Here is a 22360-nt window from a genome sequence, read left to right on the forward strand (position 1 = left end):
ATGGGTTACGGGCTGGTTGCGGTCGTACGGTGGGGTCATGACTGACGCAGCAGCGGCCCTGGAGCCGGGACGGCAGATTGAGACCCTCGACGAGCTGACGGAGGAACAGGCCGACGCCGTACTGACCCTGATCACGGACGCCGCCCGCACCGACGGCACCACCGCCGTGTCCGAACAGGGCCGCATCCAGCTCCGCGGCGGACCCCGCGAGGGCATCCGGCACTTCCTGCTCACCGCCGACGGACGCCTCACCGCGTACGGGCAACTGGAGGACACCGACCCGGTGGAGGCCCCCGCCGCGGAACTCGTCGTCCACCCCTCCCTGCGCGGCCGCGGCCACGGCCGGGCCCTCGGCACCGCCCTGCTCGCCGCCTCGGGCAAGCGCATCCGCGTCTGGGCCCACGGCGGCAAGTCCGCCGCCCGCCACCTCGCGCAGGTCCTCGGCCTGACCCTGTTCCGCGAACTGCGCCAGCTGCGCCGCCCGCTCGGCCCGGAGGCACCGCCGCTGCCCGAACCCGCCCTGCCGGCCGGGGTCACCGTACGCACCTTCGTCCCCGGCGCCGACGACGCGGCCTGGATCGCGGCGAACGCGGCCGCCTTCGCCCACCACCCCGAGCAGGGCTCCCTCACCGAACGGGACCTGGCCGACCGGATCGCGCAGCCGTGGTTCGACGCCAAGGGCTTCTTCCTCGCGGAGCGCGACGGCGAACTGATCGGCTTCCACTGGACGAAGATCCACGCCGAGGAGCGGCTCGGCGAGGTCTACGTCGTCGGCGTCCGCCCCGGCGCGCAGGGCGGCGGCCTCGGCAAGGCCCTCACCGCGATCGGCCTGCGCCACCTCGCGGCGGCCGGCCTGCCCACCGCGATGCTCTACGTGGACGCCGACAACCCGGCCGCCCTCGCCGTGTACGAGGGCCTCGGCTTCACCACCCACGAGGTGGACCTGATGTACCGCACCGAAAGCTGAGGCGCCGGCCCGACGGGTCCGTTCGGGCCCCCGCGCCGCGCGGGAGCCCGAACGGAGCAATCCGTCACCCCGGCGTCCTCCCGTGCGCCAGGCGGACCCTGGAAGCCATTCGCCATTAACCGGGCATTAAGAAGCGCTTGCCAGCATCCGACCATGCAGCCCCGACTCCGCCTGACGGCCGACACTTCCGACGCGCCTGTCCTGCCGCGTGCGCGGAAGAATGGAGTCATGAGCCACAAGCCCAGCGTCGGCCCCACCGAGGTCCCCGCCCAGCACCCGTCTCACACGCCCGCCACGGCGAAGTCGCAGCTCGGTTCCATAGCCGCGCACCGCCCGAACGTCGGCCACGTCGATCTCGATCCGGACCTCGACGCCGATCCGGACACCTACGACGACAAGGAGGGCGGCGAGCTGCCCCCCGGGCGGTTCCTCGACCGCGAACGCAGCTGGCTCGCCTTCAACGAACGGGTGCTGGAACTCGCGGAGGACCCCGCCACCCCGCTGCTGGAGCGCGCCAACTTCCTGGCGATCTTCGCGAGCAACCTCGACGAGTTCTTCATGGTCCGCGTCGCCGGCCTCAAGCGCCGCATCGCGACCGGCGTCGCCACCCGCTCCGCCTCCGGCCTCCAGCCCCGCGAGGTACTGGACCTGATCTGGACCCGCTCGCGCGAGCTCATGGCCCGGCACGCCGCCTGCTACCAGCAGGACATCGCCCCGCAGCTCGCCGAGGAGGGCATCCACCTCATCCGGTGGCCCGACCTCACCGAGAAGGAGCAGGCGCGCCTCTTCACCCTGTTCCGCAACCAGATCTTCCCCGTGCTCACCCCACTGGCCGTGGACCCCGCACACCCCTTCCCGTACATCTCCGGCCTGTCCCTGAACCTGGCCGTCGTCGTGCGCAACCCGGTCAGCGGCCACCGCCACTTCGCCCGGGTCAAGGTCCCGCCGCTGCTCTCCCGCTTCCTGGAGGCCTCCCCCCAGCGCTACGTCCCGCTGGAGGACGTCATCGCCGCGCACCTGGAGGAGCTCTTCCCCGGCATGGAGGTGCTCGCGCACCACATGTTCCGCGTCACCCGCAACGAGGACCTCGAAGTCGAGGAGGACGACGCGGAGAACCTCCTCCAGGCCCTGGAGAAGGAACTCATGCGGCGCCGCTTCGGCCCGCCCGTCCGCCTGGAGGTCGAGGAGTCCATCGACCCCGGCGTCCTCGACCTCCTCGTACAGGAACTCAAGGTCAGCGCCGCCGAGGTCTACCCGCTGCCGGGCCCCCTCGACCTGACCGCCCTCTTCGGGATCTCCTCCCTGGACCGGCCCGAGCTGAAGTACCCCAAGTTCATCGCCGGCACCCACCGCGACCTCGCCGAGGTGGAGTCCGCGTCCGCGCCCGACATCTTCGCCGCGCTCCGCGAACGGGACGTGCTGCTGCACCACCCGTACGACTCCTTCTCCACCTCCGTGCAGGCCTTCCTGGAGCAGGCCGCCGCCGACCCGGACGTCCTCGCGATCAAGCAGACCCTGTACCGGACCTCCGGCGACTCCCCCATCGTCGACGCCCTGATCGACGCCGCCGAATCCGGCAAGCAGGTCCTCGTACTCGTCGAGATCAAGGCCCGCTTCGACGAACAGGCCAACATCAAGTGGGCGCGCAAGCTGGAGGAGTCCGGCTGCCACGTCGTCTACGGCCTCGTCGGCCTCAAGACCCACTGCAAGCTGTCGCTCGTCGTCCGCCAGGAAGGCGACCAACTGCGCCGCTACTCCCACGTCGGAACCGGCAACTACCACCCCAAGACGGCCCGCCTCTACGAGGACCTCGGCCTGCTCACCACCGACCCGCAGGTCGGCGCCGACCTCTCCGACCTGTTCAACCGGCTGTCCGGCTACTCGCGCCGCGAGACCTACCGCCGACTGCTGACCGCCCCCAAGTCGCTGCGCGACGGCCTCGTCTCCCGCATCGACAAGGAAGCCGACCACCACCGGGCCGGCCGGCCCGCGTACGTCCGACTGAAGATGAACTCGATCGTCGACGAGGCCCTCATCGACTCCCTCTACCGGGCCGCCCGCGCGGGCGTCCCGGTCGACATCTGGGTCCGCGGCATCTGCGCCGTGCGCCCCGGCGTCCCCGGGCTGTCGGAGAACATCCGCGTCCGCTCGATCCTCGGCCGCTTCCTCGAACACTCCCGGGTCTTCGCCTTCGGCAACGGCGGCGAACCCGAGGTGTGGATCGGCAGCGCCGACATGATGCACCGCAACCTCGACCGTCGCATCGAGGCACTGGTCAGGGTCGCCGACCCGGCCCACCGCACGTCACTGGACCGACTCCTCGAAATCGGCATGTCCGACGACACCGCCTCCTGGCACCTGGGGCCGGACGGCGAGTGGACCCGGCACGCCACCGACTCCGAGGGCCAGCCGCTGCGGCACGTACAGGAGATGCTCATAGACGCCCGGAGGCGCCGGCGTGGCTCAGCCAAACCATGACCCCCTGGCAGGCGACGTGCTCGGCACGTACCTGCGGTCCCAGGCCACCGCGTTCCTGCGCGCGCTGCGCCTGCACGGCGACAGCGCGGCAGGGGCGGCCGACACCGCCGAGGGAACCGCCGCGGCGCGCGGCCTGCGGGGGGCCGCGCGCCGGATCGCCGGCTCCCTGGGCACCTTCCGGGTGGTGACCGAGTCGGCCTGGGCCGACTCGCTGCGCACGGAACTCGTCTGGCTGTCCTCCACCCTCGCCGACGAGCACGCGTACGCCGTCCGCCTGTCGCGGCTCATGGACGCCCTGCACCGGCTCTCCGGAACCCCCGAGGTGCCCGCGCCCCGGGGCACCGCCGGCGCGCTCACCGTGGGCTCCGCCCGGGCGGGCGCGCTGCTGGAACGGCAGCTCACCCTGGCCCGGACCCGCGCCCACTCGGCGACCCTGTCCGCCCTCGGCTCGTCCCGGTTCCACGCGGTGGCCGACGCGGTGGCCGTCCTCGCCTCCGAGGTCCCGCTGGACCCCGTCGCGGCCCGCGGCCGGGTCGACGACGTCCTGGTCCCGCTGGCCGAGGTGGCCGAAACCCGACTGGTCTGCGCCGTGGACGCGCTCCCCGCCCCCGAGGGCGGCACCCCGTACTCCGCGCACGAGGACGGTGCCTGGCACGAGGTACGCCGCCTCCTGCGGGTCCACCGGTACGCCCGGGAAACCCTCGGCGACGACGTGACCCGGCTCGCCGCCGCCGGCGAGGCCCTGGACCACCACCGCGACGCCTCCGAAGCCGCCGCCGCCTCCGCGACCGCCGCCCGCACCCCCCGCATCGCCCCGGCCACCGCGTACGCCCTCGGCGTCCTGCACGCCGACCAACGCCACGCGGTCGAGGCGGCCCGCCACACCTTCCACACCCTCTGGCACCCCACCCCGGCCCTCCCCTGACCAAGCCCCGGAGGCGTTCCAGCCTCGCCCATTCCAGCCTCGCCGGCGCTTGAGGCGCGCACCCAATCCAGCCCCGCCGGCGTTTGAGGCGCGGGGCCGGGCCCACCCCCGCCCATTCCAGCCTCGCCGGCGTTTGAGGCGCGGGGCCGGGCCCACCCCGACCCCATCCAGCCCCACCCCGCCCAATCCAGCCCCGCCGGCGTTTGAGGCGCGGGGGCCCGGGGGCAGCGCCCCCGCAACGGCGCCGCACCGACCCACGCACCAGCACCACCCACCACGCACCCCGCACGGCGCACGGCGCACCGCACCCGCACCCGCACCCCCCACCCCGCCCCCGCGGGTTTGCGCACGAACCCCCCGGGCAGGCCCCCGGCAGGCCCCCGGCGAAGGCCCGGCACCGCCGATTTTCAGACACGCCCCCTCCCCACCCCACCCCCGCCGGCCAGGCAAAGGTCACGGCGGCATAACGTGCGGATAACGCCCCGTTACGCCCAGGTACAAACCCCCCCATCCGCACCGGCCCGCCCGCCACGGTTCACCGTCCGTTCACCGAGGGCCGTCGACCGCTTCACCTGTTCTGCCTAATTTCAGTACCGCAAGGTGCGAGCCGGGCCGAAAAGCCCACTGCCCACACCCCGCCAACCCGTAGTCCTCTTCGCACGCCGCCCCGATACAGAAAGCGGCCGGCGGCTTCTGGAAGGAACACCCGAAAGTGAAGCTTCAGCGCAAGAGCATGCTTCGTGCCTCCGCCCTCGGGGCGCTTGTCGTGTCCGGCGCCCTGGTCCTCACGGCGTGCGGCTCGGACGACAACACCAAGAACGACTCCTCGGCGAGCAGCAAGGCCTCGGCCCCCGCGCCCGGCGACGTCAAGTGCGAGGGCGCCAAGGGCAAGCTGCTCGCCTCCGGCTCGTCCGCGCAGAAGAACGCCGTGGACGTGTGGGTGAAGAACTACATGGCCGCCTGCTCCGGCGTCGAGGTCAACTACAAGTCCTCCTCCTCCGGTGAGGGCATCGTGGCCTTCAACCAGGGCACCGTCGGCTTCGCCGGCTCGGACTCCGCGCTGAAGCCCGAGCAGGTCGAGGAGTCGAAGAAGATCTGCACCGGCGGCCAGGGCATCAACCTGCCCATGGTCGGCGGCCCGATCGCGATCGGCTTCAACGTCGCGGGCGTGGACAAGCTGAACCTGGACGCCGCCACGATCGCCAACATCTTCAACGACAAGATCAAGAAGTGGGACGACGAGGCGATCAAGAAGCTGAACCCCGGCGTCACGCTTCCCGGCACCGCGATCCAGCACTTCCACCGCTCCGAGGACTCGGGCACCACCGAGAACCTGGGCAAGTACCTCAAGGCCACCGCCGGTGACGCCTGGCCGCACGACCCCGCGAAGAAGTGGCCGGCCCCCGGCGGCCTCGGCGCCTCCGGTTCCTCCGGTGTCGCCTCGCAGGTCAAGGCCGTCGACGGCTCGATCGGTTACTTCGAGCTCTCCTACGCCGCGTCGCAGAACATCAAGACCGTCGACCTGAACACGGGCGCCGGCACCCCGGTCAAGGCCACCGGCGAGAACGCCTCCAAGGCCATCGCCGCCGCCAAGATCGCCGGCACCGGTTCCGACCTGGCGCTGAAGCTCGACTACACCACCAAGGCCGAGGGCGCGTACCCGATCGTCCTGGTGACCTACGAGGTCGTCTGCGACAAGGGCAACAAGGCCGAGACGCTCCCGACCGTGAAGTCCTTCCTGAACTACACCGCCTCGGACGCGGGCCAGAAGGTCCTCGGCGAGAACGGCTACGCCCCGATCCCCGCCGAGATCAACGCCAAGGTCCGCGAGACCATCGGCAAGCTCGGCTGATTCCAGACCCTCTCGGTGGCCGGGTCCCGTCCGATCCGGCCACCGAGAACCCTCCCCCTCCACCCGGGGGAATCCGGTGCACCGCCGCCAGGGGGCATGCCCCCCACACAGACCGGAAAGACCATGGCTTCCACCACACCCACCCAGACAGACACGGCTCCGCCTGTCTCCAGGAGCGAGAGGTCCACCGGCCGCGCCGGTGACAAGATCTTCGCCGGGCTCTCCAAGGGCTCCGGCATCGCCCTCCTGGTGATCATGGCGTCGATCGCCGCCTTCCTCACCTACCGCGCGACCATCGCCCTGTCGAAGAACGAAGGAAACTTCTTCACCACCTTCGACTGGAACGCGTCGGCCACGCCCCCCGTCTTCGGCATAGCCGTCCTGCTCTTCGGCACCGTCGTCAGCTCGATCATCGCGATGGTCATCGCGGTTCCGATCGCCGTCGGCATCGCCCTCTTCATCTCGCACTACGCGCCGCGCAAGCTGGCCACGCCCCTCGCGTACGTGGTCGACCTGCTGGCCGCCGTACCGTCGATCATCTACGGCATCTGGGGCGCCCTCTTCCTCGTCCCGCAGCTCGGCGGACTGAACCTCTGGCTCGACGAGTACCTGGGCTGGACGTACATCTTCGACAAGAGCCAGCCCGGCGTCGCCCGCTCGCTGTTCACCGTCGGCATCCTGCTCGCGATCATGATCCTGCCGATCGTGACCAGCGTCAGCCGCGAGGTCTTCCTCCAGGTCCCGCGCATGAACGAGGAGGCCGCCCTGGCCCTCGGCGCGACCCGCTGGGAGGTCATCCGCATGTCGGTGCTGCCCTTCGGCCGCTCCGGTGTCATCTCCGCCTCGATGCTCGGCCTCGGCCGCGCCCTCGGCGAGACCATGGCCGTCGCGACCGTCCTCTCCCCGAGCTTCCTGATCTCCGGCCACATCCTCGACCCGGGTGGCGGCACCTTCGCGCAGAACATCGCCGCGAAGTTCGACGAGGCCAACGAGTTCGGCCGCGACGCGCTGATCGCCTCCGGCCTGGTCCTCTTCCTCCTGACCCTGCTGGTCAACGGCGCGGCCCGGCTGATCATCGCCCGCCGCAAGGACTTCTCGGGGGCGAACGCCTGATGAGCCACACCCTCCAGGACCAGCGGCCCACCCGGGCCCGCAAGTCCGTCGCCCCCGCCACCCTGACCCGCGGTGGCCTGCCCCGCTGGGCACCGGCCGGCATCGCCGTCCTCTCGATCCTCCTCGGCAGCGGCATCGGCCTCGCCTTCGGCCTCGACAGCAAGATCCAGTGGGGTCTGCTCGCCGCGCTGCTCTTCGTCACCGTCACGTACGTCGCCAGCTCGGTGATCGAGAACCGCCGCCAGGCCAAGGACCGGGTCGCGACCTCCGTCGTCTGGGTCTGCTTCGTCCTCGCGGTCATCCCGCTGCTCTCGCTGCTGTGGACCACGATCAGCCGCGGCATGAAGGTCCTCAGCGGGGACTTCCTCGGCCACTCCATGAACGGCGTGACCAGCTTCGAGCCCGGCGGCGGCGTCTACCACGCCCTGCTCGGCACCATCGAACAGGTCGCCCTGGCCACCGCGATCGCCGCGCCCATCGGCCTGCTGACCGCCGTCTACCTCGTCGAGTACGGCCGGGGCCCGCTCGCCCGGTCGGTCACCTTCTTCGTCGACGTGATGACCGGCATCCCCTCCATCGTCGCGGGCCTGTTCATCCTGACGACCTGGAACCTGATGCTGGGCTTCGGTCCCTCCGGCTTCGCCGGCGCGATGGCCCTGTCGATCCTGATGATGCCCGTGGTGGTCCGCTCCACCGAGGAGATGCTCAAGCTCGTACCGAACGAGCTGCGCGAGGCCGCCCTGGCCCTCGGCGTGCCGAAGTGGCGCATGATCCTCAAGGTCGTGCTCCCCACCGCGATCGGCGGCATCTCCACCGGTGTGATGCTGGCCGTCGCCCGCATCGCCGGCGAGACCGCGCCGATCATGCTGCTGGTCTTCGGCTCGCAGCTCATCAACGGCAACCCCTTCGAAGGCGCCCAGTCCTCGCTCCCCCTCTACATCTGGGAGCAGTACAAGGTCGGCAGTGAAGCCTCCTACGACCGGGCATGGGCGGCGGCGCTCGTCCTGATCGCCTTCGTCATGATCCTCAATCTGGTGGCCCGCGGCATCGCCCGCTGGAAGGCCCCGAAGACCGGTCGCTGACGCGACTCATGAAAGCGATGTGACCCCTCATGGCCAAGCGAATCGACGTCAGCGGCCTCTCCGCCTTCTACGGCACCCACAAGGCCATCGACGACATCTCGATGACCGTGGAACCCCGCTCCGTGACGGCCTTCATCGGCCCCTCCGGCTGCGGCAAGTCCACCTTCCTGCGCACCCTCAACCGCATGCACGAGGTCACCCCCGGCGGCCGCGTCGAGGGCAAGGTCCTCCTGGACGACGAGAACCTGTACGGCGCCGGCGTGGACCCGGTCGCGGTCCGCCGCACGGTCGGCATGGTCTTCCAGCGCCCGAACCCCTTCCCCACCATGTCGATCTTCGACAACGTGGCGGCGGGCCTGCGCCTGAACGGCTCGTTCAAGAAGTCCGAGCTGACGGACATAGTCGAGAAGTCCCTCCAGGGCGCCAACCTCTGGAACGAGGTCAAGGACCGCCTGAACAAGCCCGGCTCCGGTCTCTCCGGCGGCCAGCAGCAGCGCCTGTGCATCGCCCGCGCCATCGCGGTCGAGCCCCAGGTCCTGCTGATGGACGAGCCCTGCTCCGCGCTCGACCCGATCTCCACCCTCGCGATCGAGGACCTGATCGGGGAGCTCAAGGAGCGCTTCACGATCGTCATCGTGACGCACAACATGCAGCAGGCGGCCCGCGTCTCGGACCGCACCGCGTTCTTCAACCTCGCCGCCGTCGGCCAGCCCGGCAAGCTCGTCGAGATCGACGACACGGACCGGATCTTCTCCAACCCGTCCGTCCAGGCGACCGAGGACTACATCTCGGGTCGCTTCGGCTGAGCCCCGACCCCCGGATGTACCGAAACGTCCCGCGGTGCTGCATGGCGGTGCCACCGTGAGGCGAAAGGAAAAGGGCCGGCTCCCCCTGGGTGGGGGGAGCCGGCCCGCTTTCGTGTCGTGCCCGGTGCGCGGTCGTCGTGACGACCACCACGCTTTCCGACGGCTAGTTCACGAAGGCCAGGTTCACGATCCAGAAGCTCACCGCGGCGACGAGCGCGGCCGCCGGCATGGTGATGAACCAGCCGAGGATGATGTTCTTGGCGACGCCCCAGCGGACCGCGTTCACCCGCTTCGTGGCGCCCACGCCCATGATCGCCGAGGTGATCACGTGGGTGGTGGAGATCGGCGCGTGGAAGAGGTACGCCGAGCCGAACATGATCGAGGCGCCGGTGGTCTCGGCCGCGAAGCCCTGCGGCGGGTCCAGCTCGATGATCTTGCGGCCGAGGGTGCGCATGATGCGCCAGCCACCCGCGTACGTACCGAGCGACAGCATCACGGCACACACGAGCTTGACCCAGACCGGGATGGCGTCGCCCGCTCCCTGCACATCGGCGATGACCAGGGCCATCATCACGATGCCCATGGTCTTCTGGGCGTCCTGAAGACCGTGGCCGAGGGCCATGCCCGCCGCGGAGACGGTCTGGGCTATGCGGAAACCGCGCTTGGCCTTGTGCGGGTTGGCGCGGCGGAACATCCACAGGATGGCGACCATCACCAGGTAACCGATGACCAGACCCACCACCGGCGAGACGAACATCGGGATGACGACCTTGTCGACCACGCCGGTCCAGATGACCTCCGTGCCACCGGCCAGCGCCGCGCCGACCATGCCGCCGAACAGCGCGTGCGAGGACGACGAGGGCAGTCCGAAGTACCAGGTGATCAGGTTCCAGACGATCGCGCCGACCAGCGCCGAGAAGAGGATCCACATCCCCCGGGTGCCGTGGGGCGTCTCGATCAGCCCCTCGCTGACCGTCTTGGCCACGCCGCTGCCCAGGAAGGCACCGGCGAGGTTCATCACCGCGGCCATCGCGAGCGCGGCACGCGGCGTCAGCGCGCGCGTCGAGACCGAGGTCGCGATGGCGTTCGCCGAGTCGTGGAAACCGTTGGTATAGGTGAAGCCGAGCGCGACACCGATGGTCACGATCAGAGCAAAGGTGTCCACGAGGTTCAGGACTCCTTGACCGCGATGGTCTCCACCGTGTTCGCGACGTGCTCGAACGCGTCGGCGGCCTCTTCGAGGACGTCGACGATCTGCTTGAGCTTCAGCACCTCCATGGCGTCGTACTTGCCGTTGAAGAGTTGCGCGAGCAGCTTGCGGTGGATCTGGTCGGCCTGGTTCTCCAGGCGGTTGACCTCGATCCAGTACTCGGTCAGGTTGTCCATGGTGCGCAGGTGCGGCATGGCCTCGGCGGTCAGTTCGGCCGCCCTGGCCAGTACCTCGATCTGCTGTTCGACGCCCTTGGGGAGTTCCTCCACGTTGTAGAGGACCACCAGGTCGACCGCCTCCTCCATGAAGTCCATGATGTCGTCGAGGCAGGAGGCCAGGTTGTAGATGTCCTCGCGGTCGAACGGCGTGATGAAGGAGGAGTTCAGCTGGTGGAAGATCGCGTGGGTGGCGTCATCCCCCGCGTGCTCCGCTGCCCGCATCCGCTCCGCGATCTCGGCTCGGGCGGAGGAGTCCGCTCCGAGCAGTTCCATCAGGAGCTTCGAGCCCGTGACGATGTTGTCCGCGGATGCGGCGAACATGTCGTAGAAGCTCGTCTCCCTGGGGGTCAGACGAAATCGCACGTGAGGTCCTCGGGGTGCATTGGGTTCGGTCAGGCTGATGCTAGGCGCATCCCCCGGCCACGGCTAACCGGCCGTTCCCCAGTGTGCTCCATCAGGCAGAGTGGGCCACCACGGGCCCCCGCCCGTACGGTCGGGGCCCGGTATCCTATACCCATGAGGGGTATACATCCCTCGTTCCGGACCACGGGAGGACGCATGACGACCATCGAGGCGGAGGGCTCCGGACCGGAAGCCGGCGCCGACGCGGTCCCGGTCGCGGCGGTGCACGGCTATCACCACCAGAAGGACGAGCACCTCAAGCGACTGCGCCGGATCGAGGGCCAGATCCGCGGTCTACAGCGCCTCGTCGACGAGGACGTCTACTGCATCGACATACTCACGCAGGTCTCGGCGAGCACGAAGGCCCTCCAGTCCTTCGCGCTCCAACTGCTGGAGGAGCACCTGCGGCACTGCGTCGCGGACGCCGCCGTCAAGGGCGGCGCGGAGATCGACGCCAAGGTCGAGGAAGCCACGAAGGCCATCGCCCGCCTGCTGCGCACCTGATCCCGGACCCCGGGGGCCGCGGCGACCCGGCCCCCGCGCCGTCCACCCCCGACGATCGGTGACCGCCGCGGGTTTGCGGGCCGGTTCGTCACGGGTATCCGATGCCCAGCAGAACCTCGTCGATCCGATCCTGGCTCAGCCGCTCCTCGGCCGCCGCCGAGGCCGCGATGATCAGCTCGCCGCACAGTTCGATCTCGGCGAGCGCCACGTGGTCCTGCACCGTCGTACCGCCTGCGGGAGTCACGCGCGCCACCTCTCTCTGCCGCCATCGCCCGTCGGCGCTCGGCTTACCAGCGTAGGGAGCGCACGCCGCCGCGCGCATGACACGGATGGACCATTTCCGGATACCGGGCCATGGCCCGCTCGCGTGGTCTGGACCACGAGATCCGACTATCCGGCGATCTTCCCGGCGAAAATGTCCCGGCTTGCGGGCAGTACGACGGTCACCGGAGTACCGAACCCGTAGAGCAGCGTCGTCGAGGAGACATCGATCACGCCATTGTTGACGTAGCTGAAACGGTGCCGGACCTTCCGCAGCCGGCCTTCCTCGTCCAGGTAGGCGTCGAACGGCACGGTGTCCGTGCCGAACCCCTTCGCCGCCGCTTCCAGCGCCCCCCTGACCCCCGGCGAGGCGCTCCGCGCGGCCCGCCCGATGTCCGTGGTCCCCCGGTAGTGCCGCACCTTGGCCCCCGCCACCTCGGTCTTCCCCACGTACGTCACGTCCCGCGCGCCCCGCAGCAGCTCGACCGCGGCGAGCGGGTCGGTGGCCCCGCCCGTGACGAGGTTCCCGTCGGCGAGGGTCGTCGTGTCGACGCGGACCCACTTGTCGTCGGGGACACCCGCGCCCCGGTTCTTCATGTAGAGGGCGCCCGGGACGAGGAGTTCGGTGATGGGCCGGTGTTCGGCCTTGCCCGCCGCGTCGGCCGGGAGCATCACCAGGAGCTGGCCCATCCGGCTCTTGAAGTCGACACCGCCCTCGCCCCGGATCGTGACCCTGGTCCCGCCGGTGGCCATCTCCATCGCCGTACGGGCCCGCGCGCTGCCGGTCGCGTCCAGCACATCGGCGGCGCCGCGCACCGCCGCGGCCGGGTCCTCGGGGGGCCGGTCGTCACCGCCGGCGGAGGTTCCGCATCCGCTCGTCGCGGCCACGGTCACGGCCACCGCGACGGCGAGCGCCGCCTCACCGGCACGTCCTCGTCTGCGCATGTGTTGGTGCACCACCATCGCCTGCCAACCCCCAACGCGTGACAGCTGTTTGCCCGAGGCCCCCACCCGCTCCGCTTAACGAGGTCCGGGGTTTCCCGTCACGGGCCGGCCCGGTGCCGCGGGGACGCCGGCCCGGTGCCGCGGGTCGACCGCGCCCGGTACCGTGGAGGAGTGGACCCGCACACCCAAGCGACTCCGATCACCCCGCTCGCCGCAGTGCCGCAGCCTCGTCACCCCGAGGAGCCCGTGCGACAGCCCCCGACCGGCCACACCACCGACACGACCGAACGCGGCTCGTTCTGCCTGGCCGTCTGCACCTGCGGCTGGACCGGACCGGCCCGCCGCTCCCGGGACCTGGCCCGCAAGGACGCCACCCGCCACACGGCGGGGTAGACCGACACCGGCACCCGCCACCCGACGGGCGAGCCGACACGCGCACCCTGCGACCGGGCGTGTCGCCCGTTCGGACGGCCCGGCTGGCCGAGCGGTCCGCGACCGGATGCCCTGGACTCATGCCAGGACCCGCACCCCGCCTCGCGGCCCTCCTCTGGGCCCTGCTGCTCAGCACCCTCTCCCCGGCCGCGGCCTGGGCCCGGCCGGTGGGGTCGGCGGACGGGCCGGCCGACGTGGCGTTGGCCGTCGGGGTCACCACGGCGGCGGCCGTGGCCACGGGCCTGTGGCTGCGCTCGCGCTACCGCAGGGACGAGGCGGAGGAGGACCGGGGCGCCGAGAGCGGCGATCCGTGAGCCCGCGCCCCCGCCCGAAGGCGGTCCGGCTCTGCTTCGGCGCGTCCGTGCTCTGTCTGCTGGCGGCCGTGCTCCTCGCCCTGTGGGACGGCCACGTCTGAGGGTGGGCGGTCGGCGGAACCCGTACGGGCTCCCGAGCTGGACGCGTTACGCCGCGAGGTCGCTCTCGTGCGTCCTCGGCGCCAGTTCCACGGGCCGGGCCACGACCCCTTCCCCGGCCCGGACCAGCCATCGCGCCCGCGGCCAACGGACCACGGCTCGCACCACCGGCGTCAGCAGCGCCGCCGCGGCCGGCGCGAGCAGCAGTACGACCGCGGTGCCGAGCGCGAACCCCCCGATGACGTCGGTCGGGTAGTGGACGCCGGTGTACACCCGGCAGAGGCCTTCGAGGAGCGCCACCCCGATCCCGACGTAGCCGATCCTGCGGTGGGCGATGAAGAGCCCCACCGCCATCGCCATCGCCAGGGTGGCGTGGTCGCTCACGAACGAGAACTCCGCGCCCCCGAGCCGCGCGGCCGGTCCCGAACCGGAGCCCAACACCTCCAGCCCCTCGTGCTGGAGGAACGGCCTCGGCCGCCCGACGAACTCCCGCAGCGGCACGTTCAGCAGCAGCGCGATGCCGGCCGCCAACGGCGCCCACACCAACGCGACGAAGGAGTCGACGGCCGCCGCCTCGTCCTGTCTGCGCGCGCCGCGCCAACACCACAGGACCAGCAGCACCATCGCGAGCGGAAGTCCGTACTCGCCGACGAGGCCCACCGCCCGGTCGATGCCGTCCGGCGCGTGCCGGGCCAGGCCGTTGATCTCGTACAGCAGGCTGACGTCCACATTCGGCCCACCGGTCGCGAGTCCAGCCATGGCGATGCGGCCCCTTGCTTGCCTAGGTCCTCTGCGGGCGCGCGCGATGCGCGCCCCTTCAACCCCCGGTCGATCAGCCCTCGTGCCCATGGAACGCCCGTTCTGGCCGGGCCGTTCCACTCTCCACCGAATGATCACTCCAACGTTACCCAAGAGTGACTCATCGTCGCAGCTCAGGGCCTTGACTTAACAGAGCGTCACGAGGCCGTCCCGGCAGCCGCGGCACGCTCTGGAAGAGCCTCCGCACCGTCCTTGGTCACCCGCGTCGCACCGAAGTAGTCCGGGGTGTCGATCTTGTCGAAGCGGATCACCGCGCCGGTGAACGGAGCGTTGATCATGTAGCCGCCGCCGACGTACAGCCCGACATGTCGAATGTCCCGGGAGTTCGTCAGGTCATCGGAGAAGAAGACCAGGTCACCGGGGAGGAGTTCATCGCGCGAAGGATGGGGACCGGCGTTGTACTGGTCGTTGGCGACGCGCGGGAGCTCGATGCCCACCGTCTCGTACGCCGCCTTCGTCAACCCCGAGCAGTCGAACCGCCCGTTCTGGTCGGGCGTCCCGTTGCCGCCCCACAAGTAGGGGGTGCCCAGTTGCTTCTGCGCGAAGTAGATGGCCCCCGCGGCCTGCTGGGACGGAGCCACCCTCCCGACGGGACGCTCGAAGCTCTTCGCCAGGGTGGTAATCGTCTTTACGTACCCCTGGGTCTCCTTGTACGGAGGCACCCCCTGGTACTTGATGACCGCGTACGCCCCCGCGTTGTAGGCGGCGAGCATGTTGCCCGTCGCGTCACCGGGCACCCGCACCACGTCCTTGGCCAACTCGCAGTCGTACGAAGCGGCCGACGGAATGGCGTCGTTGGGATCCCAGATGTCCCGGTCCCCGTCACCGTCGCCGTCGACCCCGTGGCCCGCCCAGGTGCCCGGGATGAACTGCGCGATCCCCCGCGCGTCCGCCGGACTGACGGCACTCGGGTTCCAGCCGCTCTCCGAGTACAACTGGGCCGCGAGCAACGCCGGGCTGATCGCCGGGCAGAGCGTGCCCCATTTCTGCACCAGCGCCTGGTACTTGCCGGGCACCGCCCCCTTCGCGAGCCCCAGCGCACGGCCGCCGGCGCCCGCTCCCGCCAGGCCGGCCGCCGCCGAGTACGTCCCCACGACGAGCAACACGAGGAAGCTCAGGGCCAGCCCGATCCCGATCCCGCCTGCCATCCAGAATCTGCGCACCCGTCAACACTCCCCCATTGCCACCACTTTCGAGCGAATTCGGCCCGTGTCGCCGTTTCCGCTAGCCCACTCGGAAGCCGTTGCACGCGATGGGCGTATACCGCTTGGCCCCATCCTCGACGCGGTAGAACACCACCGTCCAGTCCCCCTTGTCGGCGCTCAGGGGCACAGCCCCCGGAAAGTCGTCCGGATAGGTCAACTCGCCGTAATCGCCGGAGTCCCAGCCGGCGTACAGGTCCACGGGGGCGCTCAGGAAACCCGTCTGCCCCTTCTTGGGCGCGTGCGGTGGTTTCACCGCGATCACCACGGGATAGGGCGGGGGGCGTGTACCCGGCTCGGCGCCGCGCTGCGGACGGAACTTCACCCTGGCCGTGTCGCCCGGGACCCCGTTGGTGTTGGAGGAGACCGTCGAGGTCTCCATGCCCCGGCCCGGCGGCCGGAGTTCCGCGTGCTCGTCACAGTCGCCCGCCCCGTAGCGGGCCATCTCCGCATCGGTGGACAGCTTCCACCGGAAGTCCTCACCGGCCCAACCGCCCCCCTTGCCGGGCTTCACCGGGCCCGAGGCCGGGGAGCCGGACGCGGGAGCGGCCGGGGTCTCGCGCCCGGACGTCCGGGCGCCACTCCCGCCCCGACCCTCCCCGAACGGGAACTGCCAGAGCAGCACCGACACCGCCGCGAGCAGGACGCCCCCCGCGGCCGCCCGGACCCGGCCCCGTCGGCCGGATCGGGGCACGGAACCCTCGTACGGCGTGGCGACCCCGGCGGGCGGCAGGGCGACCCCGGCGTCGGCGCCGGTCCGTGGCGTGGCGGCGGTCCGGTCCGTGGCCCCGGCGGGCGGGGTGGTGTCGTCCAGGCGCCGGGTCGGGGATCCGGCCCCGGGCGGCCGAGTCGGGGATCCGGCCCCGGGCGCCGCATCCGCCACATCCGCCACAACCTTCGCGCCGGTCGCGCGCCCCGGCGGCGCCGCCAGCTCCGCGTACACCGGGTCCTCCACCAGCGCGCCCCGCACCCCGCAGCGCCGGATCAGCTCCGCCGGTTCCGGCCGGTCCGCCGGGTCCTTGGCCACGCAGTCCTCGATCAGCGCCGCCAACCCCGGCTCGACCCCGGCCAGATCGATCCCCTCGTACACCGACCGGAAGCCCACGCTCGCCGCCGCCCCGCCCCCGAACGGCGGTCTCCCGGTGGCCGCGTACGCCAGCGTCGCACCCAGGGCGAACACGTCCGCCGCCGCCCCCGCGACCCCGCCCACCAGCACCTCGGGCGCAGTGAACCCCGGCGTGCCCGGCGTGTGCCCCGTCTCGGTCAACGGGGTCGATCCCACGCCGTGGGCGATCCCGAAGTCGATCAGCTGGGGCCCCTGCGCCGCCAGGATCACGTTCTGCGGCTTCAGGTCCCGGTGCGTGACCCCGTACGTGTGCACGCTCGCCAGGCCCTCCGCCAGCGCCGCCCCGAGCCCCCGACAGGTCTCCGGCGGCAGCGCGCCACGCCCGCGCACGGCGTCGGCGAGCGTCGGACCCGCCACGTACTCGGTCGCCAACCAGTACGGCGCCGCCTCCAGCGAGGCGTCAATCAGATTCGCGGTGTATGCCGACCGCACGGCCCGTACGGTCTCCACCTCGCGGCGAAACCTGGCCAGCGCCTCGGGATGCCCGACGATCTCCTCCCGCACCACCTTGACGGCCACCAGCCGGCCCCCGGGCGAACGCCCCAGGTACACCCGCCCCATCCCCCCGGCCCCCAGCCGGGCCACCAGCACGTGCAGACCGATCCGTTCGGGGTCGGCCTCTGTGAGCGGCTCCATCCGGCTGAGCCTGCCATACGTACTGCCTTGCGCGGCAAGGGGGTTGACGGCTACCGCGGGGCGACGAAGAGGCTCTGCGCGCCCCGCCCGATCGGCCCCTTCTCATCGTGCAGCCGGGAGTCAGCGAGCCCGATCCCGGCGCCGTCCACGCTGGTCCGCGCCTCCACGCAGACCCATTCGCCCACCGGATGGCGGTGCAGGTGGACGGTGAGATCGCCGTTGACGAAGACGAACCGCTCGAAGTCCATGACGGAACTGATGCCGTTGCCGGAGTCGGCAGCGATCAACACCCGGTCCAACGGAGCCGTCTCCTCCCCTGCGATCAACGGCACCCTCATCCGCATCCAGCACGTCCCGGGCCCCGACTCCACGAAGGCGCCTTCGGTGAACCGGGTCTCCATCGCCGTGTGATACCCGATCTCCCACGGCACGGGGAAGAACGGCGTCTGCCCCACCTCGCCCGGGGGAGGCACCTGCGGCCCCGGCACCACCGCCGGCACGGCCTCCTCCGCCACCCTGATCCGCAACGCCCGCGCGAGCATCACCGGCGCGGCCCCCGCCGGCGCGAGAGTCGCCTCGACCAACTCGGTACTGCGGCCGGACCGCAGCACGGTCGTGGTGATCTCCAGCGGGCCGATCGGCACCGGGCGCAGGATCTCGTACGTGATCCGGGCGATCCGCAGGTCCGTGCGGCCGCCCGCCCGCTCCTCGACGGCCCGCCCGAGCAGCGCCGCCGGCGGGCCGGCGTGCTGCGAGCCCGGGTCCCACGGCCCGCGCGTGTACTCGGTGGCCAGGAAACGTCCCGTGTCGACCCGCTCGAAGAAGGCCTCAGCAGCGCTCATGCCCCCGCACGCTACCGACAGGTAACCCCGCACACCAGCCCCCTCGCCGGCCCCGCCGCGCACACGACGGGCACGTGACGGGCATGCGACGCGCAGGCCAACCGCCCCTCGGACGCGACACCGACCCCACCCCCGACTTCGGTCAAGACCGCCCGAAATACGCATACTTGCCCCATGGCCACCACCGCTCTCGCCCTGCGCCCCTTCCACCCCACCACCGACGCGGCACCCCTGCTCGACTGGATCACCACCGCGGCCGACCTCACCACCTGGGCCGGCCCCTCCTTCACCTGGCCCCTGGACCAGACCCAGCTCGCCGCCTACGCCGTCGAACCCGGCCGCCACACCTGGACCGCCGTACCGTCCCACGGCCCCGAGGCCGCCGAGCCCGTCGGCCACGTCTCCCTGCGCCGCCACGACGACGCCCCCGACCGCGCCCGCCTCGGCCGCGTCCTGATCGCCCCGCGGGCCCGCGGCCGGGGCCTCGGCGAGAGCCTGCTCACCGAAACCCTGTCCCGCGCCTTCACCGACCTGCGGCTGCACAGCCTCGACCTGGGCGTGTTCGCGCACAACACCCCGGCCGTCCGCCTCTACGAGAAGCTCGGCTTCCGCACCGTGGAGGTCCTCAAGGACGTCGAGCGGGTGGACGGCGTCTGGTGGACCGCCCTCCAGATGAGGCTGGACTCCCCCCACCGGTCACAATGAAAGGGTGTCCACCACGCCTGCGCCCCCCACCCCCGCCCTGCGCGCCGACTGCGCGAACTGCTTCGCCCTCTGCTGCGTCGCCCTGCCCTTCGCCAAGTCCACCGACTTCGCGGTGAACAAGGCCGCCGGAACCCCCTGCAAGAACCTCAGGGAGGACTTCCGCTGCGGCATCCACACCCGGCTGCGCGACAAGGGCTTCCCGGGGTGCACCGTCTTCGACTGCTTCGGCGCGGGCCAACAGGTATCCCAGGTCACCTTCGGCGGCCGGGACTGGCGCGAGCACCCGGGCACGGCACGCCAGATGTTCGACGTCTTCCCCGTGATGCGGCAACTCCACGAGCTGCTCGCCTACCTCACCGAGGCCCTCACCCTGCCGGCGGCCGCACCGATCCACGCCGACCTGCGGCAGGCACTCGCCACGACCACGGCTGCCACCGGGGCGGACGCCGCCACCCTGATCCCCTTCGACGTCGGCGCCCTCCGCCAGGAGATCAACACCCTTCTCCTGAAGACCAGCGAACTCGTCCGCGCCACCTCCCCCGCCCGCAGGAAGAACCACCGAGGCGCCGACCTCATGGGCGCCCGCCTCCGCAGCGCGGACCTGCGAGGCGCCACCTTCCGCGGCGCGTACCTGATCGCCGCCGACCTGTCCGGAGCCGACCTCCGCAAGGCCGACCTGATCGGCGCGGACCTCCGCGACACCAACCTGCGCGACGCCGACCTCCGCGAGGCCCTCTTCCTCACCCAGCCCCAACTGAACGCGGCCCACGGCTCCCCCGCCACCCGCATCCCCCCTACGCTCACCCGCCCCTCCCACTGGGCCTGACCCACACGCCGGGGGTGTAAGGGCTCCGGTGCCCCGCCCGGCACACTGGGCCTGACCCGCACGCCGGGACTCCCCGGCCCCGAGCCCCGCCCGGCACACACGGAGACCCGCCGGAGCCCTGCCGGTAGGCCGGAGCCCTTCCGGCGCCCGATCCGGGACACGCCCGGGGCCGCAGGGGCGCACGGGAGCACGTGGGAGTCACACCCGGCCCGATCCCACCGCCACACCCCCGCCCCCGTGCTCACACCTCCGTGCTCACGCCCCCGTGCTCACACCCCCGCCAGGAACTCCCGCACGGCCGCGCCGAACCCCTCCGGGTCCTCCGCCCGCGCCCGATGCCCCCTCGGCAACTCCACCACCGCCCGCACCAGGTCCGGCCGACGCGCCGCGAGCCCGTACGCGACGTCCTCGCCCGAGCCCCGCCCCCACACCACCGCCGGCCCCAACCCCAGCCCCTCCAACACGCCGGCCGCGTCCCTCACGTACCCGTCGCACGGCACCCCCTCGACCACATCCGCCGCCCCGTACCCCGCCAGATCGAGCGCGATGACATGCCACCCCGGCCCCGCGTCCCGCGCCGGCGACTCGAAGGACCACCCGTCCTGCGACCCCCCGCCCCGAGGGTCCCCGTACAACACCAGCAGCGGCGCCCCCGCGCCCCCGAAATCCGTGTACGCGAGCCCGCGCCCGTCCGCCAGCCGCACCACCCCCGGCAGCGGGCCCAGTCTGTCGATCACCCGCCGCCGCAGCAGCCGGTACTCCTCCCAGCGCCTCGGCAACCGCCCGCTCGGCCGCTTCCCCATCGGCCGCCCCCGCGTGACCGTCTGCCCGAGACGGAACTGCTCCCGCGTCAGATCGACGCTCATCCCCCCGGGCAACACGTTCCAACAGTGGAAACCCTGTTGCCGCCCGCCCGACCAGACCTCCCCCACCATCAGCTCCCCGCCCACCAGATCCTGGACGACCAGAGCCGTGATGTCACAGTGACCCCAGGCCGGATTCCCGGCCGTCCAGGGCGCCCGCTCCACGTCGTCGGGCGAACAGGTCTCGGCCGACCATCCCGCGCGGATGGCCGCCTCAAGGTCCGCGAGAGTCCAGGGAGTCGTCATGTCACCAGCCTGACGCACCCCACTGACAACGAGGCCGGCCTCCACCACACCACCCGCGCCGGAGCCGCGATCCGGCTCGTGCCCCGCACCGCGGCACCGACGACGGACGTCCCCGAATCAGGGCCTGATGAGCGGCGTCCAACCGCTCGGGCAGGTGAGCACACCGGTCGCCACATAGGTGCAGGAGTTCTCGAACACGTTCCCGTCGGTGGTCAGCACCTTGACCTGCGCGGTCACTTCCAGGATGTTCAGGGACACGCCGCACGCGTTGCGCGGGAAGCCCGGGTTCGCGCCGGTGGAGAGGTCCTTCCAGACGTACGGCCCGTTCTCCAGGACCGTGCTCGTCGTCCGGTGCCCCAGGAACGCCTTGCCCCGGCTCACCACGGCGCTGAACTCCAGGCCGAACCGCCCCTGGGCCGTGTCGACACCCACACAGGGCTGAGCCGGACCCCGATCACCCTTGGGACCCCGATCACCCTTCGGCCCGCGGTCACCCTTGGGCCCCTTCGGCCCCCGAGGCCCCGTACAACCGCCCGACGGCCCGGACGCGGCGGACTTCAGCACCCTGGCCTTCAACTTCGAGCAACCCTCACCGGCCGTGGGCGCCCCCACCACGGCGGTCGACCCGTGCGCGGCGGCCATCGCCGGAGCCGAAACCCCCGACAGCGCGAACACCAGCGGCACTGCGACACCGCCGGCCAGCCACACGCGCCGACCCGACTTCACTGCGGAACCCATCCCTGCTCCTTGCGTCGTCCAACCGAACGGGGTGGAGCATCCCGCGCAACCCGGCGCGCACATGGAACGACTGACGGAATGTCGGACATGTGTCAGCGGTACGGCCCAACGACACGCCGCCCCATTGAGCCGAACGGCCGCCCCTCACCCGACCCGGAGACCTCCCGCCGGCACGGCGAGACGACAATCATTGCCCGACGTCAACCCCCGTGATACACAGAGTGACCTGGTCAGAGCGTTCCGGCGAGGCACAGACCGCGGGCCCGGGTAAAGAGAGCCGCCAAGTCGGCGACGGCGGCGGTTTCATCAGGGAAGATAGTGCGTGACCCATGCCGTCGGGCACGGGCTACCGGAACTACCCATACAGGGGCGGTGAGTTACATGATCCTGGCAGCCGAAAAGGGCGACATCACCACCATCATCGGCGGAATCGCCCCGAACTGGGGGCCGTTCGGCAGTCTCGGCAACGAAGCGAAGGTCATGATCGAAGTGGTCATGGCCATCGCGATCCTCCTCTGCCTCGGCATCGCCATCTGGGGCGCCGCCAAGCAGCGCATCGGAGCGACCGCACTGCGCGACACCTTCAGCGCGGAACAGGGCAAGGGCCTGATCGTGGCCGGCCTCACGGGCGTCTTCATCATCGGATCCCTGGGCACCCTCTTCACGATCGTCTACGGAATGGCCGTCTAGCCGTGCCGCCCGCCGGCCGTCGTACCTGATGGCGAATCACCACACCGCATCCACGCGGG

General features: G+C 71.4%; 23 protein-coding genes. 13 read left to right on the top strand and 10 right to left on the bottom strand.

Going from position 1 to position 22360, the window contains the following annotated elements; genetic code table 11:
* Positions 1-37: 37 nt before the first annotated feature.
* From mshD to pstB, 7 genes are all read left to right on the top strand, one after another.
* Positions 38-967, top strand: a complete 930-nt coding sequence (mshD, locus tag ACFYW3_RS30575; RefSeq protein ID WP_053680768.1) for a mycothiol synthase — start codon at positions 38-40, stop codon at positions 965-967.
* Positions 968-1195: 228 nt separating this feature from the next.
* Complete coding sequence (locus ACFYW3_RS30580) at positions 1196-3445, top strand: RNA degradosome polyphosphate kinase (RefSeq protein WP_053680766.1); 2250 nt, start codon at positions 1196-1198, stop codon at positions 3443-3445.
* Positions 3426-4370: a CHAD domain-containing protein gene (locus ACFYW3_RS30585; protein ID WP_351753449.1), complete on the top strand. Its 945-nt coding sequence runs from the start codon at positions 3426-3428 to the stop codon at positions 4368-4370. The genes ACFYW3_RS30580 and ACFYW3_RS30585 overlap by 20 nt, the downstream gene beginning before the upstream one ends.
* A 712-nt stretch (positions 4371-5082) precedes the next feature.
* Positions 5083-6222: a phosphate ABC transporter substrate-binding protein PstS gene (gene pstS / locus ACFYW3_RS30590; protein ID WP_351753447.1), complete on the top strand. Its 1140-nt coding sequence runs from the start codon at positions 5083-5085 to the stop codon at positions 6220-6222.
* A gap of 123 nt (positions 6223-6345) precedes the next feature.
* Complete coding sequence (gene pstC / locus ACFYW3_RS30595) at positions 6346-7335, top strand: phosphate ABC transporter permease subunit PstC (protein ID WP_351753445.1); 990 nt, start codon at positions 6346-6348, stop codon at positions 7333-7335.
* Positions 7335-8417, top strand: coding sequence for a phosphate ABC transporter permease PstA (gene pstA / locus ACFYW3_RS30600; RefSeq protein ID WP_351753442.1), 1083 nt, complete (start codon positions 7335-7337; stop codon positions 8415-8417). Before pstC ends, pstA begins: the two co-directional genes overlap by 1 nt.
* A gap of 29 nt (positions 8418-8446) precedes the next feature.
* Positions 8447-9223, top strand: a complete 777-nt coding sequence (gene pstB / locus ACFYW3_RS30605) for a phosphate ABC transporter ATP-binding protein PstB (protein ID WP_266575201.1) — start codon at positions 8447-8449, stop codon at positions 9221-9223.
* Between the two features lie 163 nt (positions 9224-9386).
* Here pstB and ACFYW3_RS30610 read toward each other — a convergent pair whose 3' ends face one another.
* Both ACFYW3_RS30610 and ACFYW3_RS30615 read right to left on the bottom strand, forming a co-directional pair.
* On the bottom strand, positions 9387-10388 hold the full coding sequence (locus ACFYW3_RS30610; RefSeq protein ID WP_351386381.1) for an inorganic phosphate transporter: 1002 nt from the start codon (positions 10386-10388) through the stop codon (positions 9387-9389).
* Positions 10389-10393: 5 nt separating this feature from the next.
* Entirely contained in the window at positions 10394-11014 is a 621-nt protein-coding gene (locus tag ACFYW3_RS30615) for a DUF47 domain-containing protein (protein ID WP_053675393.1), read from the bottom strand.
* Between the two features lie 195 nt (positions 11015-11209).
* Between ACFYW3_RS30615 and ACFYW3_RS30620 the strand changes: the two genes are divergently transcribed.
* Entirely contained in the window at positions 11210-11557 is a 348-nt protein-coding gene (locus tag ACFYW3_RS30620) for a metal-sensitive transcriptional regulator (RefSeq protein WP_351386378.1), read from the top strand.
* A gap of 88 nt (positions 11558-11645) precedes the next feature.
* Here ACFYW3_RS30620 and ACFYW3_RS30625 read toward each other — a convergent pair whose 3' ends face one another.
* Together ACFYW3_RS30625 and ACFYW3_RS30630 are read right to left on the bottom strand one after the other, a co-directional pair.
* The gene (locus ACFYW3_RS30625; RefSeq protein WP_199826421.1) at positions 11646-11801 is read right to left on the bottom strand and encodes a hypothetical protein; all 156 of its coding nucleotides are present in this window, start codon (positions 11799-11801) and stop codon (positions 11646-11648) included.
* A 146-nt stretch (positions 11802-11947) separates the two neighbouring features.
* On the bottom strand, positions 11948-12781 hold the full coding sequence (locus tag ACFYW3_RS30630) for a hypothetical protein (protein ID WP_389387958.1): 834 nt from the start codon (positions 12779-12781) through the stop codon (positions 11948-11950).
* A 228-nt stretch (positions 12782-13009) separates the two neighbouring features.
* Here ACFYW3_RS30630 and ACFYW3_RS30635 point away from each other — a divergent pair, with 228 nt between their 5' ends.
* Entirely contained in the window at positions 13010-13156 is a 147-nt protein-coding gene (locus ACFYW3_RS30635) for a hypothetical protein (protein WP_267802991.1), read from the top strand.
* Positions 13157-13275: 119 nt separating this feature from the next.
* Positions 13276-13509 (top strand): hypothetical protein, encoded by a 234-nt coding sequence (locus ACFYW3_RS30640; protein WP_351753436.1) that lies wholly within the window; start codon positions 13276-13278, stop codon positions 13507-13509.
* 147 nt (positions 13510-13656) lie between these two features.
* Here ACFYW3_RS30640 and ACFYW3_RS30645 read toward each other — a convergent pair whose 3' ends face one another.
* The 4 genes from ACFYW3_RS30645 to ACFYW3_RS30660 all read right to left on the bottom strand — a co-directional run bounded on the left by ACFYW3_RS30645 (position 13657) and on the right by ACFYW3_RS30660 (position 18233).
* A complete protein-coding gene (locus tag ACFYW3_RS30645) occupies positions 13657-14367 on the bottom strand; it encodes a phosphatase PAP2 family protein (RefSeq protein WP_351753433.1) in 711 nt (236 codons plus the stop codon).
* 197 nt (positions 14368-14564) lie between these two features.
* Positions 14565-15575: a bifunctional lytic transglycosylase/C40 family peptidase gene (locus tag ACFYW3_RS30650; protein ID WP_351753576.1), complete on the bottom strand. Its 1011-nt coding sequence runs from the start codon at positions 15573-15575 to the stop codon at positions 14565-14567.
* Between the two features lie 76 nt (positions 15576-15651).
* A complete protein-coding gene (locus tag ACFYW3_RS30655; protein ID WP_389387959.1) occupies positions 15652-17391 on the bottom strand; it encodes a protein kinase in 1740 nt (579 codons plus the stop codon).
* Between the two features lie 50 nt (positions 17392-17441).
* A complete protein-coding gene (locus ACFYW3_RS30660; protein WP_351753428.1) occupies positions 17442-18233 on the bottom strand; it encodes a thioesterase family protein in 792 nt (263 codons plus the stop codon).
* Positions 18234-18407: 174 nt separating this feature from the next.
* On the opposite strand from ACFYW3_RS30660, the gene ACFYW3_RS30665 reads away from it, so the two are divergent.
* Both ACFYW3_RS30665 and ACFYW3_RS30670 read left to right on the top strand, forming a co-directional pair.
* Positions 18408-18938, top strand: coding sequence for a GNAT family N-acetyltransferase (locus tag ACFYW3_RS30665; protein WP_389387960.1), 531 nt, complete (start codon positions 18408-18410; stop codon positions 18936-18938).
* A 4-nt stretch (positions 18939-18942) separates the two neighbouring features.
* Positions 18943-19764, top strand: a complete 822-nt coding sequence (locus tag ACFYW3_RS30670; RefSeq protein WP_389387961.1) for a pentapeptide repeat-containing protein — start codon at positions 18943-18945, stop codon at positions 19762-19764.
* 269 nt (positions 19765-20033) lie between these two features.
* Here the strand turns inward: ACFYW3_RS30670 and ACFYW3_RS30675 are convergent, their stop codons facing one another.
* Together ACFYW3_RS30675 and ACFYW3_RS30680 are read right to left on the bottom strand one after the other, a co-directional pair.
* Complete coding sequence (locus ACFYW3_RS30675) at positions 20034-20873, bottom strand: alpha/beta fold hydrolase (RefSeq protein WP_389387962.1); 840 nt, start codon at positions 20871-20873, stop codon at positions 20034-20036.
* A gap of 117 nt (positions 20874-20990) precedes the next feature.
* Positions 20991-21611: a hypothetical protein gene (locus tag ACFYW3_RS30680; RefSeq protein WP_389387963.1), complete on the bottom strand. Its 621-nt coding sequence runs from the start codon at positions 21609-21611 to the stop codon at positions 20991-20993.
* Positions 21612-21992: 381 nt separating this feature from the next.
* Here ACFYW3_RS30680 and ACFYW3_RS30685 point away from each other — a divergent pair, with 381 nt between their 5' ends.
* Positions 21993-22301 carry a hypothetical protein gene (locus ACFYW3_RS30685; protein WP_053676383.1) on the top strand — a complete coding sequence of 103 codons (309 nt, stop codon included), beginning with the start codon at positions 21993-21995 and terminating at the stop codon, positions 22299-22301.
* Positions 22302-22360 lie beyond the last annotated feature (59 nt).

The sequence above is a fragment of the Streptomyces sp. NPDC002602 genome, from assembly GCF_042889445.1.
Lineage (GTDB): Bacteria > Actinomycetota > Actinomycetes > Streptomycetales > Streptomycetaceae > Streptomyces.

Bases quoted from the DNA above. Each gene is read 5' to 3' on its own strand.
- mshD (WP_053680768.1), top strand. From the start codon at position 38: ATGACTGACGCAGCAGCGGCCCTGGAGCCGGGACGGCAGATTGAGACC.
- ACFYW3_RS30580 (WP_053680766.1), top strand. From the start codon at position 1,196: ATGAGCCACAAGCCCAGCGTCGGCCCCACCGAGGTCCCCGCCCAGCAC.
- pstC (WP_351753445.1), top strand. From the start codon at position 6,346: ATGGCTTCCACCACACCCACCCAGACAGACACGGCTCCGCCTGTCTCC.
- pstA (WP_351753442.1), top strand. From the start codon at position 7,335: ATGAGCCACACCCTCCAGGACCAGCGGCCCACCCGGGCCCGCAAGTCC.
- pstB (WP_266575201.1), top strand. From the start codon at position 8,447: ATGGCCAAGCGAATCGACGTCAGCGGCCTCTCCGCCTTCTACGGCACC.
- ACFYW3_RS30620 (WP_351386378.1), top strand. From the start codon at position 11,210: ATGACGACCATCGAGGCGGAGGGCTCCGGACCGGAAGCCGGCGCCGAC.
- ACFYW3_RS30630 (WP_389387958.1), bottom strand. From the start codon at position 12,781: ATGGTGGTGCACCAACACATGCGCAGACGAGGACGTGCCGGTGAGGCG.
- ACFYW3_RS30640 (WP_351753436.1), top strand. From the start codon at position 13,276: ATGCCAGGACCCGCACCCCGCCTCGCGGCCCTCCTCTGGGCCCTGCTG.
- ACFYW3_RS30645 (WP_351753433.1), bottom strand. From the start codon at position 14,367: ATGGCTGGACTCGCGACCGGTGGGCCGAATGTGGACGTCAGCCTGCTG.
- ACFYW3_RS30650 (WP_351753576.1), bottom strand. From the start codon at position 15,575: ATGGCAGGCGGGATCGGGATCGGGCTGGCCCTGAGCTTCCTCGTGTTG.
- ACFYW3_RS30655 (WP_389387959.1), bottom strand. From the start codon at position 17,391: ATGGAGCCGCTCACAGAGGCCGACCCCGAACGGATCGGTCTGCACGTG.
- ACFYW3_RS30660 (WP_351753428.1), bottom strand. From the start codon at position 18,233: ATGAGCGCTGCTGAGGCCTTCTTCGAGCGGGTCGACACGGGACGTTTC.
- ACFYW3_RS30665 (WP_389387960.1), top strand. From the start codon at position 18,408: ATGGCCACCACCGCTCTCGCCCTGCGCCCCTTCCACCCCACCACCGAC.
- ACFYW3_RS30675 (WP_389387962.1), bottom strand. From the start codon at position 20,873: ATGACGACTCCCTGGACTCTCGCGGACCTTGAGGCGGCCATCCGCGCG.
- ACFYW3_RS30680 (WP_389387963.1), bottom strand. From the start codon at position 21,611: ATGGGTTCCGCAGTGAAGTCGGGTCGGCGCGTGTGGCTGGCCGGCGGT.
- ACFYW3_RS30685 (WP_053676383.1), top strand. From the start codon at position 21,993: ATGATCCTGGCAGCCGAAAAGGGCGACATCACCACCATCATCGGCGGA.